Source organism: Anabaena azotica FACHB-119, from assembly GCF_014697625.1.
GTDB classification, from domain to species: Bacteria; Cyanobacteriota; Cyanobacteriia; order Cyanobacteriales; family Nostocaceae; genus Trichormus; species Trichormus azoticus_A.
The window spans coordinates 50,379-67,201 of the sequence record NZ_JACJSG010000035.1 but is presented as its reverse complement, the minus strand read 5'-3'; the positions used below and the strand labels follow the sequence as shown (position 1 = coordinate 67,201).

Annotated in this window: 12 protein-coding genes; 3 read left to right on the top strand and 9 right to left on the bottom strand. The window is 42.4% G+C overall.

From position 1 onward, the window contains the following. Positions 1-123: 123 nt before the first annotated feature. Both H6G83_RS23085 and H6G83_RS23080 read right to left on the bottom strand, forming a co-directional pair. Complete coding sequence (locus tag H6G83_RS23085; protein ID WP_190476306.1) at positions 124-3,513, bottom strand: acetate and sugar kinases/Hsc70/actin family protein; 3,390 nt, start codon at positions 3,511-3,513, stop codon at positions 124-126. 43 nt (positions 3,514-3,556) lie between these two features. Continuing rightward, positions 3,557-6,106 carry a P-loop NTPase family protein gene (locus H6G83_RS23080; RefSeq protein ID WP_190476305.1) on the bottom strand — a complete coding sequence of 850 codons (2,550 nt, stop codon included), beginning with the start codon at positions 6,104-6,106 and terminating at the stop codon, positions 3,557-3,559. Between the two features lie 817 nt (positions 6,107-6,923). Between H6G83_RS23080 and H6G83_RS23075 the strand changes: the two genes are divergently transcribed. Further along, on the top strand, positions 6,924-9,077 hold the full coding sequence (locus tag H6G83_RS23075) for a PAS domain S-box protein (protein ID WP_190476331.1): 2,154 nt from the start codon (positions 6,924-6,926) through the stop codon (positions 9,075-9,077). 66 nt (positions 9,078-9,143) lie between these two features. Here H6G83_RS23075 and H6G83_RS23070 read toward each other — a convergent pair whose 3' ends face one another. The 4 genes from H6G83_RS23070 to H6G83_RS23055 all read right to left on the bottom strand — a co-directional run bounded on the left by H6G83_RS23070 (position 9,144) and on the right by H6G83_RS23055 (position 12,416). Continuing rightward, positions 9,144-10,022 (bottom strand): hypothetical protein, encoded by an 879-nt coding sequence (locus tag H6G83_RS23070; protein WP_190476304.1) that lies wholly within the window; start codon positions 10,020-10,022, stop codon positions 9,144-9,146. Positions 10,023-10,091: 69 nt separating this feature from the next. Continuing rightward, positions 10,092-10,673 (bottom strand): DUF1517 domain-containing protein, encoded by a 582-nt coding sequence (locus H6G83_RS23065; RefSeq protein ID WP_190476303.1) that lies wholly within the window; start codon positions 10,671-10,673, stop codon positions 10,092-10,094. Then, on the bottom strand, positions 10,673-10,867 hold the full coding sequence (locus H6G83_RS23060; RefSeq protein ID WP_190476302.1) for a histidine kinase: 195 nt from the start codon (positions 10,865-10,867) through the stop codon (positions 10,673-10,675). The genes H6G83_RS23065 and H6G83_RS23060 overlap by 1 nt, the downstream gene beginning before the upstream one ends. Beyond that, the gene (locus H6G83_RS23055) at positions 10,860-12,416 is read right to left on the bottom strand and encodes a pentapeptide repeat-containing protein (RefSeq protein ID WP_190476330.1); all 1,557 of its coding nucleotides are present in this window, start codon (positions 12,414-12,416) and stop codon (positions 10,860-10,862) included. The genes H6G83_RS23060 and H6G83_RS23055 overlap by 8 nt, the downstream gene beginning before the upstream one ends. An 82-nt stretch (positions 12,417-12,498) precedes the next feature. Here H6G83_RS23055 and H6G83_RS23050 point away from each other — a divergent pair, with 82 nt between their 5' ends. After that, positions 12,499-13,338: a prephenate/arogenate dehydrogenase gene (locus tag H6G83_RS23050; protein WP_190476329.1), complete on the top strand. Its 840-nt coding sequence runs from the start codon at positions 12,499-12,501 to the stop codon at positions 13,336-13,338. Between the two features lie 284 nt (positions 13,339-13,622). Here the strand turns inward: H6G83_RS23050 and H6G83_RS23045 are convergent, their stop codons facing one another. Next, positions 13,623-14,747, bottom strand: coding sequence for a glutamate--cysteine ligase (locus tag H6G83_RS23045; protein ID WP_190476301.1), 1,125 nt, complete (start codon positions 14,745-14,747; stop codon positions 13,623-13,625). A 63-nt stretch (positions 14,748-14,810) separates the two neighbouring features. On the opposite strand from H6G83_RS23045, the gene H6G83_RS23040 reads away from it, so the two are divergent. After that, positions 14,811-14,996 (top strand): hypothetical protein, encoded by a 186-nt coding sequence (locus H6G83_RS23040; protein WP_190476333.1) that lies wholly within the window; start codon positions 14,811-14,813, stop codon positions 14,994-14,996. A gap of 26 nt (positions 14,997-15,022) precedes the next feature. On the opposite strand, the gene ychF is transcribed toward H6G83_RS23040, so the two are convergent. Both ychF and H6G83_RS23030 read right to left on the bottom strand, forming a co-directional pair. Then, entirely contained in the window at positions 15,023-16,114 is a 1,092-nt protein-coding gene (gene ychF, locus H6G83_RS23035) for a redox-regulated ATPase YchF (RefSeq protein ID WP_190476300.1), read from the bottom strand. Positions 16,115-16,517: 403 nt separating this feature from the next. Beyond that, positions 16,518-16,727 (bottom strand): hypothetical protein, encoded by a 210-nt coding sequence (locus tag H6G83_RS23030; protein ID WP_190476328.1) that lies wholly within the window; start codon positions 16,725-16,727, stop codon positions 16,518-16,520. Between the last annotated feature and the right edge of the window lie 96 nt (positions 16,728-16,823).

Sequence of the window (16,823 nt, the reverse complement as noted above, 5' to 3'; positions counted from 1 at the left end):
ACGAGACGCTACCGCGAACCCGTAGGGTGGGAGTGCGGGGAGATGGGGGAGTAACCCACCCCTAACCCCTCCCAGGAGGGGAAAAAGGAGATAAGGAAGAACAACTGATAACTGATAACTGATTTAATGTATCCCGCAGAAGGGATCACGTTCTTTATCGACTTCATTAGGTTGCAAGTCTAACTCAGCACGGTAAACGCAGCCTTCCTGTTTAAGACATTCTTTATCTGTGGATGTCCAGTAAGGTACATCTCCCGCGTGAATGCGTAAAATGCCTTTGTTGTCAAGGGTGACGCGATATTGGCAGGGGTATTCTGTGCTGACATCTGGTTTACGCAGTGCGCCGATACGTATCCATTTTTTGCTGTTGCTGGCGCTGTCGCTTTGGTACACATAAAAGGTGTGCTGTCCGGTTTGGGGGAAGGGAGGAAGGGGGTGACTAATTAAGCCTGCGCCTGGTTTTTCTGAACCATCCTTGAGATAATGGAATGCTTGCAGGGATTTTTGGTTATTTTTGTCTACTGCAAAGACTAAATGATAGGCATCTGGTTGATCTACGGTGGCAGATTCTATAACATTGACAGCTATATCACCATCATTTAAGTCTTTATCTGCACGTTCTACGGCGATGTTCCACTTTAAGTCACCGTCTGCAAATAAGGTAGATGTTTCGGATGCGGCGGAGATGGCGGAATTGACATCAATACCGGGAACATCAATTAAATAATGGGGGTTGCCTTGACACAGCAGGACGTTGAATTGTAAGGTTTGGTCTATCTCAAATTGCACTTTGATTTTTTTGAGAAATTCGCCTTCATCCATCCCCAATTTTTCCTTCAGGGTTTGACCGTCGAAGCTACCCCATAGGCGTAAGTCTCCGTCTTCGTAGTCTTGGCGATAAATAATATTTGTTAATTGTATCCCTTGCCATTCTGTACGAACTTTGGCGACGTTTTCCCCTGGTGCGAGTTGGTAGAGTTCTTGTCCAGCTTTGAATACTGGTAAGAGTTCGTTGCTTTGGGTTTTGCGTTTGAAGTTGCAGGGGAGGTAGTAAAAGAGGTTTTTGACATCTATCTCTAATTGGTTTGCGCCTTTACGTAGCAAGGCTTTTGATTCTTCGGGGTCGAATCTCAATCTTCGTAGTTTCTCGGCGTAGCAAGCCCCGGCGGAGGTGGCGAGTTTGGTATATTCTAAAACAAAGGTGATGCGTTCGGGATTCCAAACGAAGTAGGGGGAGTTGCTAAATTCTTGGTAGATGTGGCGTTGTACTAGGTCGAGGTTGCAAGTTTTCCCGGAGAGTATGAGCCAGTCAACTTTATGGGTGTTCCATGAGTCGATATTATTATCTTCGGGACGCAGGCGGCTTTGCATCAACCCTTTAGCTATACCAATGGCTTCCTTGATGGCGGAGGCGGCGGCGCGTTCAAATTGTTGGCTGTCTATGGTGACGTTGAGGCTGTCTAATTCTTTGACTTGGAATTTGATGGCGCTTTGGGTAAGGAGTTCAGCTATTTGTTGTTCGCTAAGGGTGAAGGTGAGGGGGGTATTATCAGGTGGTTGTTGTCCGAGTTTGAGTTTGGCTGCTTCTGCATGATCCCATAAAGTATAGAAGGTTTGCAGGCGTTGGGGTGCTTGTTGCCATCTGGTGGGGATGACTTTCTCGGCTGTGTCTAACGCATCTTTATAGGCTGCGTCACCTTCGGGATTTTCTTTGTCTAAACATTTCCATAAACTACCGCTTTTGAATTTGCCTTGTTCTAAAAAGCGTTCATTTAATTCGGAATTGATTAAGTCTTCCAGTTTGTCGCTTTCGATGTTACCAAGGGTGATGGCTGTGAGTAAAGCGTCGGCGATCGCAACTTTCAAAAACCTATACAAGCGCAAGGTAATTAACTCGCCACCCAGTTGCAAATGTCCAGAAGAACCTAACAGTTTCGGGGTAAGTTTATAGTACCTTCCGCCTAAACCTCTATCTTCATTACTCCCAAAAAATGGGGTTTTATCTTCTAGGGTGAGTTCAATTAAAGCTAAGTCTGTGGTTCCGCCACCAATATCTAACACGAGGACGTTTTGTGACCATTTATTCTTATCTTGACGGCAACGAGTTTTAAAAGATTCAATACCAATATTTAAATTACCACCAAATTCACGCCATAAGAAAAAGATGGCGACAGATACGGCTTCATCGTAGGCTGTTTGTACGTCATCTATCCCTATTTGTTCAATTAATTCTTTAACTTCTTTCCGCACTACAGGAGGTGCGACTGTGGGGTAGGTGACGACGGCTGTGAGAAATTCCCCTTCGGAAAATCTGCGTCTGGCGCGTTGGCGATAATCTTCGGTTAAATCAATTAAATGTGACCAAGCAGCCTGTATTAGTTGGTTAACATTAATTGTTTCTTCTTGACCATCTAAAATTACAGAGAAATCACGCTTCTGCCCAAAATAACGCTTGGGTGAATGGTGAAATCGGCTGATAATTTCCTTTAGGGAACTGCTGGTTCCTTGAGCGATCGCCTTTTTTCTATTATCCCTTGCTTCCCTACCCATGCGAATATTTAGATCTCCCAAGTTGGAAATTTCTAACTCGCTGGGAATTTCTGTATCGCGGCGGTCAATATCTAAAACAACCGGGATGAGATTTTGCGATTCTAAGGTAGGAACACGAAATACCTCATGATAAATATTATATAACTTTTTGCTCACGGCATGACGAAATCTATCACTATTTCCTAAACATAATTCGATTTGCCTTACCGCTTCTAAAAACCTATCTTTATTTTCACTTTCAAAAACTTCCCTTAACTGACTGGGGTCAATTTCCAAACTTTTACTAATATCAGATAGAAACTTTTCCCACTCAATATCACTTACTTCTGGTAGGGCGATAGAAGCGGGTGAACTTAACCATTGCGACAGGCGATCGCGCAATCTTAATTCCTGTTCTCTCGGTAAAACTTCGGCAATTGGTACTTCAATGGGGTCAAAAAGTGTCACCGTAGAATTAGATGTGCCAAAATCTAACGCAAACCAACCGGGAAACCTTTTCTGGGGTTTGGAGTCTGGTTGTTTTTCATGATAATTACGGACTTGTTGCGGCGGGTTTTCGGGTTGTGTGATGGGGTTCATAGGTAGTGACCACAGATGACAATAGGCTGCTATTTTTTTCCTGGCTGATAGCAGGGGATTTCCTGATAAATCGGAATCGAAATACTCAACAATTACCTGTAAATTACAGTTGATAGCTTGTGTTAAAGGTTGCTCTATTTTACAAGGATACTGTTCTAATTGCCCAATTTGGGAAATTTTTGGTGTTGCTGAATCAAATTGTCTATAGGATTTTTCTATCTTTGCTGCCAATTCGCTTGATGTGCCTTTTACAGCGCAGGTTATGCGCGAAATATGGGGAACGTTATTCCCAGTACCAATTAATTGAATACTGGGAAGTTCCAAGTATTTTTTCTCATTAACCCGCATCTGAAAGCGTGGTGCAAGCTGAATTTTTACAGGCATTTTATCCGTTCCCTATGCAGTCGTAATTAGTGGTGGCTACTAATTACTCATTACTGAAATCGACTGCTAAATCGGCAATTTCTGAGAGATTCTGTAACCAAGTAGGCACTTCACCTTGAGATTGACTATCGCTAGCAGCAATAAACCTGAGTAGGGCATCTTTTTTGGAGATGTTTTGTAAGGTGGGGATAATTTGGTCGAGAATTCCTTCTAATTCATTATTGACTCTTTGATTAACTTCACTAACATATTGCACTAAATGTAAGCTGGCACTAGCGGTGATTTCATCACGCAGTCGCAAAACAAACATTTGATGATTACTAGATTTAGATATGGCTTGGGCTTTCTCCGGCGACCAGTCAAAGATTTGACCAATATGATGTTTTTCATTCTGACGCGCCAGGGGAAACATCACTTCTGGGGTGAGGAATTTTTCTTGATGATTAATTTCCTCAATTATCGCCGCTTGCCATTGGGTAGGGTCACATCCTAATAACAATTTATAAAATAAATCAGCTTCTTCCGCCCCAAATTTTGTTTCAATATCTGTTTCTAGTTCTGGGTTGAGAATTGCTTGCAAACGCTCTTTGGCTGGGGCAATTTGCGCGGATAATTTACTTAGTAAGTCTACCACCGCTTGCCGGATGCGATCGCGAGCAAATTCCTCTACTTCTTTGACAGTTTTTTCAAAGGCTGGATAAAAGTCATCACTCTTAGTTGGTATACTAGTATTAGTTCTATTTCCCCGGTCAAATAACTTGCCGGCTGCACCTTTTGATTCTGTAATTGTGATAGTGCCATTATTGGCTTTGTTAAATAACAAAGTCCATTGGTTCCAACTCAAAACTCTAAAAGTTAACTCATCTTTCACCACATCACTAACTACAGTTCCCCGTCTATCTTTGAGTGGTTCTTTTCCTAAATCTTTCTGAAAATTGCGATAAGCTTTATCTAAATTTTCCAACGCCTGACGCAAATCAATTAAAGCAGGACTATCCCCCGTAGGTATGCCTTGGTCATGGATTTCGGCGATGATAGTTTTAAGATTATCCTGTTGTTGGCGTAAATTATCGGCGGCGCGGCTAGTATCTGCACAAAGTTGCTTCAGTCCGTGGGTAGCGACGTGATTTTGAATCAATTCCCGCAGCTTGGCGATACCCCCGTCTTGTGCAAAGTAACCTAATTTCCGACTCAAATGGCTGCGTGGATCTAATTCTAACAGGCGATCGCTCAACTGTCCCCATTTTTCCTGCAACTGCTTTGACCTTTCCAAATAGTGAGGATAGTCCAAGTTAGCTAAAAACTCAGGGGAACCGGCTTTGATACTACTCGAACGCTTGGCTAATTCCGCCAGTCCCAACAGGGGCGATAATAAAACGATGCGGTCTTTGTTAGTGGTGAATGCACTCGCGCCGTCGATGGTGGTTTGTAATACCTTGAGTTGCTGTAAAACCCTATCGGCTGTTAAATAGGGCGTTTGACTCTCATCAATTAATTGGTCAAGTAGTCGTTCCCCGCCTTCACTTTCCAACGGTAACTGATCAAACCGCCCCACCCCTACCAAAATTAAATCCTTCAGGTCTTGTCCGGGGCGCTGTTGCTGCATCATCGTGAAAATTTTATTGGCGCGATCGCTCCCCGGCGATTTACCATTGAGCAGTACCAAAATTGTCTGCACCTCTGCTAATTCCCGCAATGATAAGAAGGTATCCCTCGCGCCAGAATTAGCCGCACCCAAACCCGGAAAATCTAACAGCAGAAATTCGCAACCATCGTTAAGATCCCAAATTTCCCTAGAAATTTTCACTTCAATATCAACGCGGCGAATTAACGGGAAACTATTCTGTAATAACTTGGTGGGTAAACTTTGCGGTGGGCTGGGTAAGCGGATATGGGCGGGAGGTAAATCTTCAAAGCGCAAAGATTGAATAGCCAAGGGCTGTTCTGCTAACTGTAAACCTTCACGGGCGGCTATGGGGTCAATTTCATAGCGTCCACCACAGAGGGCTTCACCGTAGGAACTGTAGGCGCGGATAAATAACACCAACTCGCGCAAAATATAACGCAGTTCCAAATTATTACTACTATTCCAAGTTTCTTCACACCAACCCAGAATATCCTTGCCCGAATTCAGTTTAGCAGGTTGAATGGGTGGAAGTCCGGCGGCGATCGTCCGGCGGTTAGCTTCTCCTAACATGAAGCGCAAGCACTCATTCACCCCTTCCCGCGTCAGATACTCGACAGTAAAATTACCTACGTGGGTGGTGGTAAAGCCGGGATGGGGGATGAGGTGAATAGCTGTAACGTTTCCGGTGGTAGGGTTTTCGCTGATAGGTAAAGCATCTGCATAGCCGATAAGACTACCCAACAGGAGAGTTTTACCACTACTAAATTCTCCCATCACGCCAATTTTTACGGGTGATGTAGCCAATTCTACAGTTTTTACCGCAGTTTCCCGCAGACGTAACAGACAATCATCCAGGCTAGCCGGAACCCAATCTTCTTGTTGTGAGGGAGATTGAGGTACAATATCTAATTTTTGGAGAATCAGTTCGCCGTACTCTTTCAAACGTCCCAGTTGTTCTGGCTCCATAAAGTAGCCTTCCGCTAAGATAAATTTCTGTGAGTTTTATAACACAAAAAAAAGTTTATCACTTCCCTATCTGCCATCTTTTTGATGAGTATGTTGGCTGGGGTTGGATGAGGTTGTAATTTACTCACCCAAAGGCGCACAGATGCGGAGTGAAATTGGTGATTTTATTGTTTTGTTAAGAAAGATAAGGGTAATTTTTATTACTGTTCACCTTTGTGATGTTGTTCATCTTTTCAATTTACAAGCAGTGACTCAATGATAAAGATGTTTTATTAAGTAATGAAATTCAGTTTATTAGTTATACCAAATTAATCAGAGAATAATTGAACGCAGATGCACGCAGATAAACGCGGATAAATCAATTGATTTTATATTAGGGACTTCCAGAAATTAAATTATTTAATGAGTGAAAGTTTAAAAGCTGATTAAATTCTTCCTCCCCTGCTCAAGAAAGCTTCCCCTGCTTCCCCTGCTCACCAAAGTGATTGTATATTTTTTGAGTTGGCAGCCCCTTATGCAGTTAATAAATACATAGTTTATTTGAAGAAAAATTAAAGTTATTAGCTAGTAATTTGCGTGTTTACCCCAATATTTTATTTAATCAAATACATTTATATTTGAGAATATCAAAACTCCGATAAATATATCAATCTAGTAAAGATTTTGTAAAGAACATTTAAAAAGTAAATTAGAGGAGGAGCTTACAAGCAAAAAAAACTTTCTTTTCACCCTCGCTACTTTCCCCTTGTTCAAGAAAGTGATAACACCCCACAACTTAAAAGCAAAAAAATCTCATAAACAGCAGCGATCGCCAAAAATGTTAGAATCGGCTGCTATTTTGCCATTGATAGCCAACAATTACTTCCGGCTAGACGCTCAAGGCATAATTTTAGATTACAAATTAGAGACAATACATAACTTATATAATCCTCCAGAAATCATTGTCGGCCAGTATATTTGGGAATTATTACCACCACAGGCAACAGACAAAATTCAGCAGGCGATCGCCCAAGCCCTACAAACCGAATCCCCAGTAAATTTTGAATATACTCATACTACTCCCGCAGGCAAACAAAAATACGCAGCCAGACTATTATCTGTAGCACAAGAAGTTATAATATTAATTCGTGATATTACCCCAGTTAGAGAAACACCACTTTTAGAAAGTGAGCATAAATTCCAGCAAATTGTCGAAAATGCCAACAATATTATTTTCGGCTTAACACCTGATGGCATTTTTTCCTATGTTTCCCCTAATTGGACTGAGATATTAGGGCATGAAATAGCAGAAGTAGAAGGTAAATCTTTTGTTCCCTTTGTTCATCCTGATGATGTGCCACTGTGTACAGATTATCTATCAACAGTTGTCAAAACCGGACAGAGGCAAAATCCCCTTGAATACCGCACAAAACACAAAGATGGTAGCTGGCGCTGGCATACAAGTAGCGCATCTGCCATTAAAGATGAGAAGGGCAATGTCTTATACTTTGTTGGTATTGCTTACGATATCACAGACCGTAAACGTACAGAAGCAGAACTAGCCCAGAGAGTCAAATTGGCAGATTTCCGCTCTGAAGTTGATTCAATTCTCTGGCAAAGTTATACTTTAGAGAATTTAATGCAGGGCTGTACCCAGGCTATGGTCAAACATCTAAATGCAGCCTTTGCCCGGATCTGGACTCTCAATAAACAAGATAACGTCCTAGAATTGCAAGTTAGTTCCGGGATGTATACCCATATTGACGGGCCTCATAGATTTGTACCCGTGGGGAAATTCAAAATTGGGTTAATCGCCGAAGAAGGTCAACCCCACATCACCAATTCTGTACAAACAGATCCCCGTGTGGGGAATAAAGAATGGGCAAAACAAGAGGGAATGATAGCCTTTGCTGGCTATCCCTTAATTGTAGAAGGAGAAACATTAGGCGTACTGGCCATGTTTTCTCGCCAAGTCCTCAATGAATCTACTTTAGAGGCTTTGAGTATTACAGCCAATGAAATCGCTATTGGTATTAAGCGCAAGCACACAGAAGAAGAATTGCGAAAATCTGAAGCCAAGTATCGTATTGCTGCCCAAATCGCCCAAGAAAAAGCACAGCAGCTAGAAGTCGCTTTATTAGAACTGCAACAAACCCAGACGCAACTCATTCAAACTGAAAAAATGTCCAGCCTGGGACAATTAGTCGCGGGTATTGCCCATGAAATTAATAATCCCGTCAATTTCATCCACGGTAATCTCATCTATACCCGTGAATATGTGGGAGATTTGCTGTATTTAATAGAACTATATCGACAGCACTACTACCCATCAGTACCAGAAATTCAGCAACAAATTGCTCAGATAGATTTAGACTTTATCGCCGAAGATTTACCCAAAATTCTCAACTCGATGGACATAGGCACAGAACGTATTCAGCAGATAGTCCTATCTTTACGTAATTTCTCGCGCCTAGACGAAGAAGGCATGAAGCCGACAGATATTCACGAAGGCATCGATAATACATTACTATTATTACAACATCGCCTCAAACCTCGAAACGATTCTGAGAGAATTGAGGTAATGAAAGAGTACGGCAACCTACCAAAGATATTGTGTAATGCCGGACAAATCAATCAAGTATTTATGAATTTACTGACTAATGCGATCGATGCTTTGGAGGAGTCAGTTATCGATAGTCAAAAAACTAAAAATCCCCAAATAGTAATTCGGACTGAACTTACTACCGACAATCAAGTCATCATCCGCATTGCTGACAACGGGCCGGGAATGACAGAACAAGTTCGTAGTCGGCTATTTGACCCCTTCTTTACCACCAAGCCTGTAGGTAAAGGCACAGGCATGGGATTATCAATTAGTTATCAAATCGTCGTCACAAATCATCAAGGACAAATACAGTGTATCTCTGCACCAGGAAAGGGGACTGAGTTTATAATTACACTTCCACTTTATCAGTTGACAGTTGACAGTTGATAGGTGACAGGTGACAGGTGACAGGTGATAGGTAATTTCCACTGTCCACTGTCCACTGTCCACTATTTACCGTCGTCTGCTACCAAAGCCAGTAGAACGACGGGCGGGAGCGCGTCCACTACCAAAACTACTACCGCTAGGGCTGCGTCTGGTGGTGCTGGAGTTGCCAGAAGGTCTTAGGGTGCTACCGCCAAAACCAGAACCAGAAGGACGGTTGGTGGTAGTGCTTGGTGCGGTGCGGCGGACGCTGGGATTGCTATTAGGATACCTTCTAATTGTGCCGGTAGTCCGAAAAGCTGTGCGATTTCTCACGGCTGCGGGTGGTGCGTTGTAACGACTGCGGTAGCTAGATACGGCTTGGTCGTAGGTATTACCATAGCCACCAAAGCCGCTAAAACCACCTTGTTGATAGGCAGGGGGAACGTAATACTGGGGTCTAAACAAAGCATTACCAATTGCTTGACCCGCAATGCTACCAACAAGAGAACCAGCAAAAGGTGTCCAGAAGCTATTTTCCCGGCGAACTACAACTGTTTCTTGTTGTCCAGTTTGAGGATTAGTTTTATTTTCGGTGACGTTGTGGACGTATTCAATCTTAAAATCTTCGGTTAAGTAAAAAGCTGGCTGTCCATTTTCTACTTTCAGGTAACTTTTTTTACCTTCTTTGATTTCTTCATCGGTCAGCCTTGCCATTTGTAAATTCTCGGTGGAAAAAGTCGGGGGCGTACTATTGAGCAAAAATAAGGTGTATTCCCCGGTGGCATCATCATAAGTAGCTTGTTGTACTTGATACTGACCGTCATTGAGTTTGGTAGTAGCAGAAGTTTGTCTCACAGTGCCATTTGTGGAGGTGGTTTGTTCTCCTCCTCCACAGGCTACGGTTGTCAAGCACAAACTGACTGCTAAAACAATCACTGTAAATTTTCTTAGTATGGTCATGAGCATGGCATTGTCATCTTATTTTCGAGCTTAACAAGTTCTCTGATGGGTCGTAGGTACGGACAACCCCACAAGTTATAAAGGTATCAACTCTGGATAATATTGCAATAGCTGATCGTTAGTCAGTTCATCCCCTAACCTAGCTGGTGAGAAATGCACTTGTATAGCTCTGAGTTTGTGTTTGTAATGTAAATTAATTAAGGCTTTTAATCCTTCCTTTAAGGCTTGAATATTCGCCAAATCTGTCTCTAATTCTGGAACTTCACCTTCATAAGCAACTGTAATCATGATGATGATGTTGCGGGTTGCAGGTAAAGACAGGGGCTGATCGAAATCATCGCTATCCAACTCTAAATCAGCGCCATATCTGGCAGCAGAATCACTAAATAAATCGTTGACGTAATCTCCTGCTTCGCCTTCGTTCCAAAATACATCGCCTTCATTAGCAGCAGAAGTCCAATATTCATCATAGCGTAGTAAGGTTTCGCTAAGTTCTACCAATCCTTCCCCTAATGCCTCTATATCGCCTTCTGCATCGATCGCATCTCTGGCAATTCGGTTTAATTCTCCCAAAATGGGCGCTACATCAGACCCGCTCAAGTGCAGAAATAAGCGAGCTACTACATAACGAGTCCGACCCATCATTTTATTAAACATCAAGCTTCCTCCTTTGATAGGGATTGGGGACTGGGGACTGGGGAAAGGGGAAGGGGGAAGGGGGAAGGGGAAAGGGGAAGGGGAAGGGGGAAGGGGGAAGGGGGAAAGTTAATAATTTCTTCCTCATCTTCCTCATCTCCCTCATCTCCCTCATCTCCCTCATCTCCCTTATCCTCATCCCTTCTACTATTCATTCACATAGTGGAAACTGTTGACAAAATCTATAAGTGTATTTAATGGGGGTAGGGTATTTGTAGTGGATTCAGTATATACATCTGCTAAAATAGTATCTGAGGCGTTAATAAATCGTTTACCAAAGTTGGTGTTTTCATAGACGATGAGAGTTTGAGCGCTGGAATTGGTTAACATGGTTTGGGTTGGGGTTTGAAAAAATTTGATTTTAGCTGCTAAGTGTAGGTTTTTCTTGATTTTTCTAATGGTGTTTGCCTGAATTATAGTTTGCGCGATCGCTGTGGACAATTGCTTCACCCGTTGGGCTGTTTTTATGCTGGAGGTGGATAGATTTTCTTTTTCTATCATCGCCAAAACTGCATGAATATTTTTTTGGGTATTGCTAGCATCTTGAAAGGGTAGTATTGCTATACAGGCTGTAGGTAATAAAGCCGCATCGTTTTCTACGCGGAATGTAAATACAGTGCGACGGCGACCAATTTCCATGCTGGGGGGTTGTGGCAATAATTTATATTCTTGGGCGATGTGGTAATAAGCGCCAGCTAAGGCAAAGTTGGCTTCTGGTTCTAAGGCTGCATCAACGATGATTTGGATGGTTGGCGGGGTTTCGTTAAAAAAGTCCCGTGGATCTTCTGTGTCAAATTTTTGGATCATGGTGCGATCGCCTGTTGGGCTTAAGTCAATCCACTGACATACCAAACCCTCGGTTTTTAACCCAAATCTTGAGGTTGAGTAAAGTTTAGCACCAGTTAAATCGGCGCTGGTAAGGTCAGCACCCACCCATTCAATTTTAATTAATTTTGCCTGCATTAAATTAGCATGGACTAAACTGGCATTGGTTAAATTAGCATTACTCAAGTCTGCGCCAACTAAATTAGCACCACTCAATTTTGCACCACTTAAATCAGCCCAACTGAGATTTGCACCGCTTAAATCAGCCCAACGCAAGTTAGCACCACTCAAATCTGCACCACTCAGGTTAGCCTGGAAAAGATTGACCTGTTTGAGTTCAGCATCTCGCAAGTTGGCGCTAGTTAAATCAGCACGACTTAAATCAGCCCCATTGAGATGAGCCATTTTCAAGTTCGCACTGATAACTGAAGCACCCCTGAGAATTACGCTGTTCAAATTGGCGCGGCGAAGATTGGTATGGCGGAGTGTGGCTTCCCGCAAATCAGCACCCTCTAGGTTCGCCTCAGACAAATCAGCCCGACTCAGTTCAGCACGCAGCAACTCAGCACGCACCAGGGAAGCCCCTCGCAACTGAGCGCGACTGAGGTCAGCCCGAATTAAATTAGCAACATTGAGGCTAGAATGATTGAAAATAGCGTTTGTCAGGTTTGCACCGCTCAGTCTAGCTACATTTAATTTGGCATGGCTGAAGTTAGCGTCACTCAAGTTTGCTCCACTCAGGTTAATTACACTCAAATTAGCTTGACTAAAATTCACACCACAGAGTTTGACACCACTCAAATTCGCTTCCGACAGGTCAACACCAATAAAATTAATTACCCCATTTGCATATTTTGCTAACAATTCCTCTACATTCATCATAAATTTAATTCGTAATAACTATTGACTAATGACCATTGACTAATGACTAATGACTAATGACTAATGACTAATGACAAAAATGCAAATTGGAATTTTAGGTCTAGGCTTAATTGGTGGTTCATTGGGTTATGATTTGCGATCGCAAGGTCATCATGTGTTAGGGGTTAGCCGCAAGCAATCTACTTGTGACACAGCCGTAGCTTTAGGTAGTGTTGATGAAGCCTCTGTAAACATCAAGTTGTTAACAGGCGCTGAGGTGGTATTTATATGTACACCCATCGGTCTTATTGTTCCCCAAGTCAAGCAGTTGATTAATCATCTGTCGCCTTCTACGGTGGTGACTGATGTTGGTTCAGTGAAAGCACCGATAGTTGCAGCGATTTCTCCCCTGTGGGAAAATTTTGTGGGCGGTCATCCAATGGCGGGGAAAGCAGACAGTGGGATAGAATCTGCTCAAAAAGATTTATATGTGGGTAGACCTTATGTATTAACACCAGAGGCGACAACCCCCAAAAGAGCGATCGCAGTTGTGGAGGAAATTGTGCGATCGCTTGGTGCTAATCTCTATTATTGTCAGCCCGAACAGCATGACCTGGCGGTGAGTTGGATTTCTCACCTTCCTGTAATGGTAAGTTCTGCATTAATTGCCGCCTGTATGAGTGAAAATGATCCTGAAGTTTTACAATTAGCTCAAAATCTAGCTAGTTCAGGTTTTCGAGATACTAGTCGGGTAGGTGGCGGTAATCCAGAGTTAGGGGTGATGATGGCACAATACAATCGTCAAGCTTTGTTGGGTTCGTTGCAACAATATCGGCGTAATCTGGATGAGTTAATTGATTTAATTGCACAGGAAAATTGGCCGGTTTTGGAAACTAAGCTACAAGCAACACAACGCGCTAGACCTGATTTTGTGGATTAGGCTTAAAGCAACTGGCTTGCCCATAAAAACTGCTTATGCAAGAGGTAATATAGCTTATTGGTGGGCAATGCCCACCCTACAAATATAGCAGTAGCCACATAGGTTAGGACATTGAAGAATCACAAAATCTTTATAGTAATTCTGCACCTGTTACCCTTTGGGTATGCCTCCGGCACGCCAAGGGCGAACGCAGTCGCCTACGGAGGGAAACCCTCCTACAGCGCTGTCTCACCTGTCCCCTATCACCCTCCGGGTTCGCCAGTTCCCTGCGGCGGGAAACCCGCCTACAGGACTGGACTCACCTGTCCCCTATTATAAGTAAAATTCAACGCTGCTTCTATGGAACCTACACGCTTAAATAATTCTATTAATATATGAGATGTAGTTCTCCTCGTCGCTAACATCTCTTTCAATGGCGCTAATAAATTAACATCTGGGTCGTCTTTCAATGCAGCTTCAGCCGCTTGTAAAATTGTTGTCGCATTTGTTAATATATCTTCTGCATCAAAGCCAAACTTTGCTGACCATTGATGCAAATTCGCGTCAGGAGTAATTGCTCTCCCTGGCAAAGTTTCATCTATCACTAAACCTTTTAATAATGCTAGTAACCCTGCATAAATAGAGAAGTCATCACAACTATCAAAAGCTTTAAACTCTATCCGACCGATTTCCGCAGGTAGGCGGGCAACTTTGGTTAATGATGGTACAATATTAACTAATTGTTCTTTATCCTGAACAAATACTAAAGTAGCAGGTCTTTTTCCCGTTCTAATAAATGTTCTAACTGATAAACCATTCCATAACTGACCATCATAAAAAGGCGAACTGTAACTAAAAGGTACAATATAAGGACTGTAATAGGTTAACTTTTTACCGATATCAATTACACGCTCAATTGGTAAATCAGCCACGGAAAGATTTAAGTCAGGCCCGTATGACACCATGTAAATGTTAGCTGTTAGCTCATCGGGATAAGCTTGCAATTGTTGCAGCTCATATTCATTTAATGGCGGATGGGGTACAAAGTTGGTTCTGTAAGGATGAAAACTAGTTAAAACGGGTGAGAAACCAAATTCAGCCGCAACATTGCACAGTAAATTAAAGCTATCTGATAATTCTTGGATAGCGCTTTGAATATCAGAGTGGATAGTGGTTCTAATTTCTATCCCCTTTGACAGACAATCAATTACTTCATCTGAATCGGCGAATCTTTCAAAACCCTCAATATACCAGCGCTTTTTCCTAATACCTGCATCGCCTACGTGTAATTGTAGATGGTCATTAGGGTATATGGGTAATTTTTCTACAATTTGGTTAAAGTCTGCAAATTTTGTCGAGGTAAAATCAGCAAACTTCCCTTCTTGATCGAGGAAAGCGACTTCATGTTCGATGCCAAATGAGAATATCATGTTAAGATTAATAGAAAAAATTGTCAATAGTATTGTAGAACTAAATTACTTTAAATACTACTGTTGCGGTTTAGTAATAATAAAATTGTTTGGCGACAAAATTCTCAACTAGTTCCCCTCTACCGTTTTAACTACCATAAAGTTGAAGGGATAGAGTTGATTCCTGGCGCAGATGGTGGTATAGTTGCAGGCACAGATGATGAAAACTTTGGAGCCTACGTTTATATGTTGGGCGATAATTTTTTGTAAAGACGCGATGCTTCGCGTCTGGAAAATTAAACGTTAAATCGGAATAACATGACATCGCCTTCTTGCACGATGTACTCTTTTCCTTCACTGCGAACCAAGCCTTTTTCCTTCGCAGCATTGAGAGAACCAGTTGCTACTAAATCATCGTAAGCAACGGTTTCCGCACGAATAAATCCTCGCTCAAAATCGGAGTGAATTACACCTGCGGCTTGGGGTGCGGACATCCCTGCATGAATTGTCCAAGCGCGGGTTTCTTTGGGGCCACTGGTAAAATATGTCCGCAATCCCAGTAAGGTGTAGGTGGCACGAATTAAGGATTTTAATCCGCCTTCTTTTACACCTAAAGATTCCAGAAAATCAGCTTTATCCTCTTCTGGAAGTTCCACTAATTCTGCTTCTACTTGAGCAGAAACAACTACAACTTGAGCATTTTCTTGGGCTGCAACTTGGCGGACTCTTTCGACAAATTCATTCCCGGTTGCTAGGTCATCTTCAGAGACATTAGCCGCGTAAATAATCGGCTTATTTGTTAATAGTCCCAGTCCTTGAATGATGGCTGCTTCTTCTTCGGTTAAGCTGACTTGACGCGCTGATTTACCTTCATTTAAAGCCGCAGCTAACTTTTCTAATACTGTGACCTCAAATTGTGCATCTTTGCTGGTGCGTGCTTGTTTCCGGGTGCGCTCAATGCGGCGTTCAATTTGGGCTAAATCTGATAGACCTAGTTCTAGGCTGATGATTTCGATATCTCGCACTGGGTCAACGGAACCAGCAACGTGAATGATATCATCATTCTCAAAACAACGTACCACATGAACGATCGCATCAACTTCTCGAATATGAGATAAAAATTGATTACCTAATCCTTCACCTTGGCTTGCGCCTTTCACTAAGCCGGCAATATCCACAAACTCAACTCTTGCGGGAATAATTTGTGCCGAACTGGCAATTTGCGAAAGCACATTTAACCGCTCATCCGGGACTGCAACAACACCAACATTAGGTTCAATTGTACAGAACGGGAAATTAGCCGCTTCTGCTTTAGCATTAGCGACTACAGCATTAAATAAAGTAGATTTTCCGACGTTAGGAAGTCCGACAATTCCGGCTCTTAGCATTTTTGATGTAGGATTTTGAGTTTATAGTTACTAATTTCATAGACAAATATTACTTTGGCTATTACTTTGAGCTTTGTCAGGTTTTACCCTGACTGGACTAACTACAAGCCGCTCTACCAGGTTTTATCTATATTCCTAGATAAGTTCCCGACTACTTTTGACCTGTTTTCTCGTTCTTATTTGATTAGCTACTTTTGGAAATGTATTAATTTGTTTGATTTAGAGATTTTTCTGTCACACAGAAACAGGTTGTTATGCTAATTCTAACTCTGTGCAGTTTCAAATCAGGACTTACACCTTTTTCCAAAGATCAACGCTTTTTGAACAATGCCAATTATAACACAGTTGACTGGGTTATTTGTGCATAGTTGAAATATCTGTCTATATTTTCAGGGAATAAACCCTATACAGGCCCCGGTATTGTTTGGGGAATGGTAGTTGGTACTGTTTGGGGGATGGTTCCCGGAACCGTTTGGGGAATAGGAGACGGTACTGTTTCGGGTACAGGCTCCGGTATACTTGGCCCTGGTGTGGGTTCAGGACTGGGTAGGGGGTTGGGTTCCGGGTTGGGAATTTGTGGTTCAGGTATGGAAATAGCTAAGGGTTGAATCATGCTACATCTACATATATCATTTGACCTTCCCAAGCTAGATGACAACTTGATTTGTTGACATCCCCCTAAATGACTATACCAATTGTCATTAGTCAT

Excerpts from the sequence above, each read along its gene's own strand:
- H6G83_RS23055 (WP_190476330.1), bottom strand. The coding sequence starts at position 12,416 with ATGAATGTAGAGGAATTGTTAGCAAAATATGCAAATGGGGTAATTAAT.
- H6G83_RS23060 (WP_190476302.1), bottom strand. The coding sequence starts at position 10,867 with ATGAATAGTAGAAGGGATGAGGATAAGGGAGATGAGGGAGATGAGGGA.
- H6G83_RS23030 (WP_190476328.1), bottom strand. The coding sequence starts at position 16,727 with ATGATTCAACCCTTAGCTATTTCCATACCTGAACCACAAATTCCCAAC.
- H6G83_RS23065 (WP_190476303.1), bottom strand. The coding sequence starts at position 10,673 with ATGTTTAATAAAATGATGGGTCGGACTCGTTATGTAGTAGCTCGCTTA.
- H6G83_RS23075 (WP_190476331.1), top strand. The coding sequence starts at position 6,924 with ATGTTAGAATCGGCTGCTATTTTGCCATTGATAGCCAACAATTACTTC.
- ychF (WP_190476300.1), bottom strand. The coding sequence starts at position 16,114 with ATGCTAAGAGCCGGAATTGTCGGACTTCCTAACGTCGGAAAATCTACT.
- H6G83_RS23080 (WP_190476305.1), bottom strand. The coding sequence starts at position 6,106 with ATGGAGCCAGAACAACTGGGACGTTTGAAAGAGTACGGCGAACTGATT.
- H6G83_RS23045 (WP_190476301.1), bottom strand. The coding sequence starts at position 14,747 with ATGATATTCTCATTTGGCATCGAACATGAAGTCGCTTTCCTCGATCAA.
- H6G83_RS23050 (WP_190476329.1), top strand. The coding sequence starts at position 12,499 with ATGCAAATTGGAATTTTAGGTCTAGGCTTAATTGGTGGTTCATTGGGT.
- H6G83_RS23070 (WP_190476304.1), bottom strand. The coding sequence starts at position 10,022 with ATGCTCATGACCATACTAAGAAAATTTACAGTGATTGTTTTAGCAGTC.
- H6G83_RS23085 (WP_190476306.1), bottom strand. The coding sequence starts at position 3,513 with ATGCCTGTAAAAATTCAGCTTGCACCACGCTTTCAGATGCGGGTTAAT.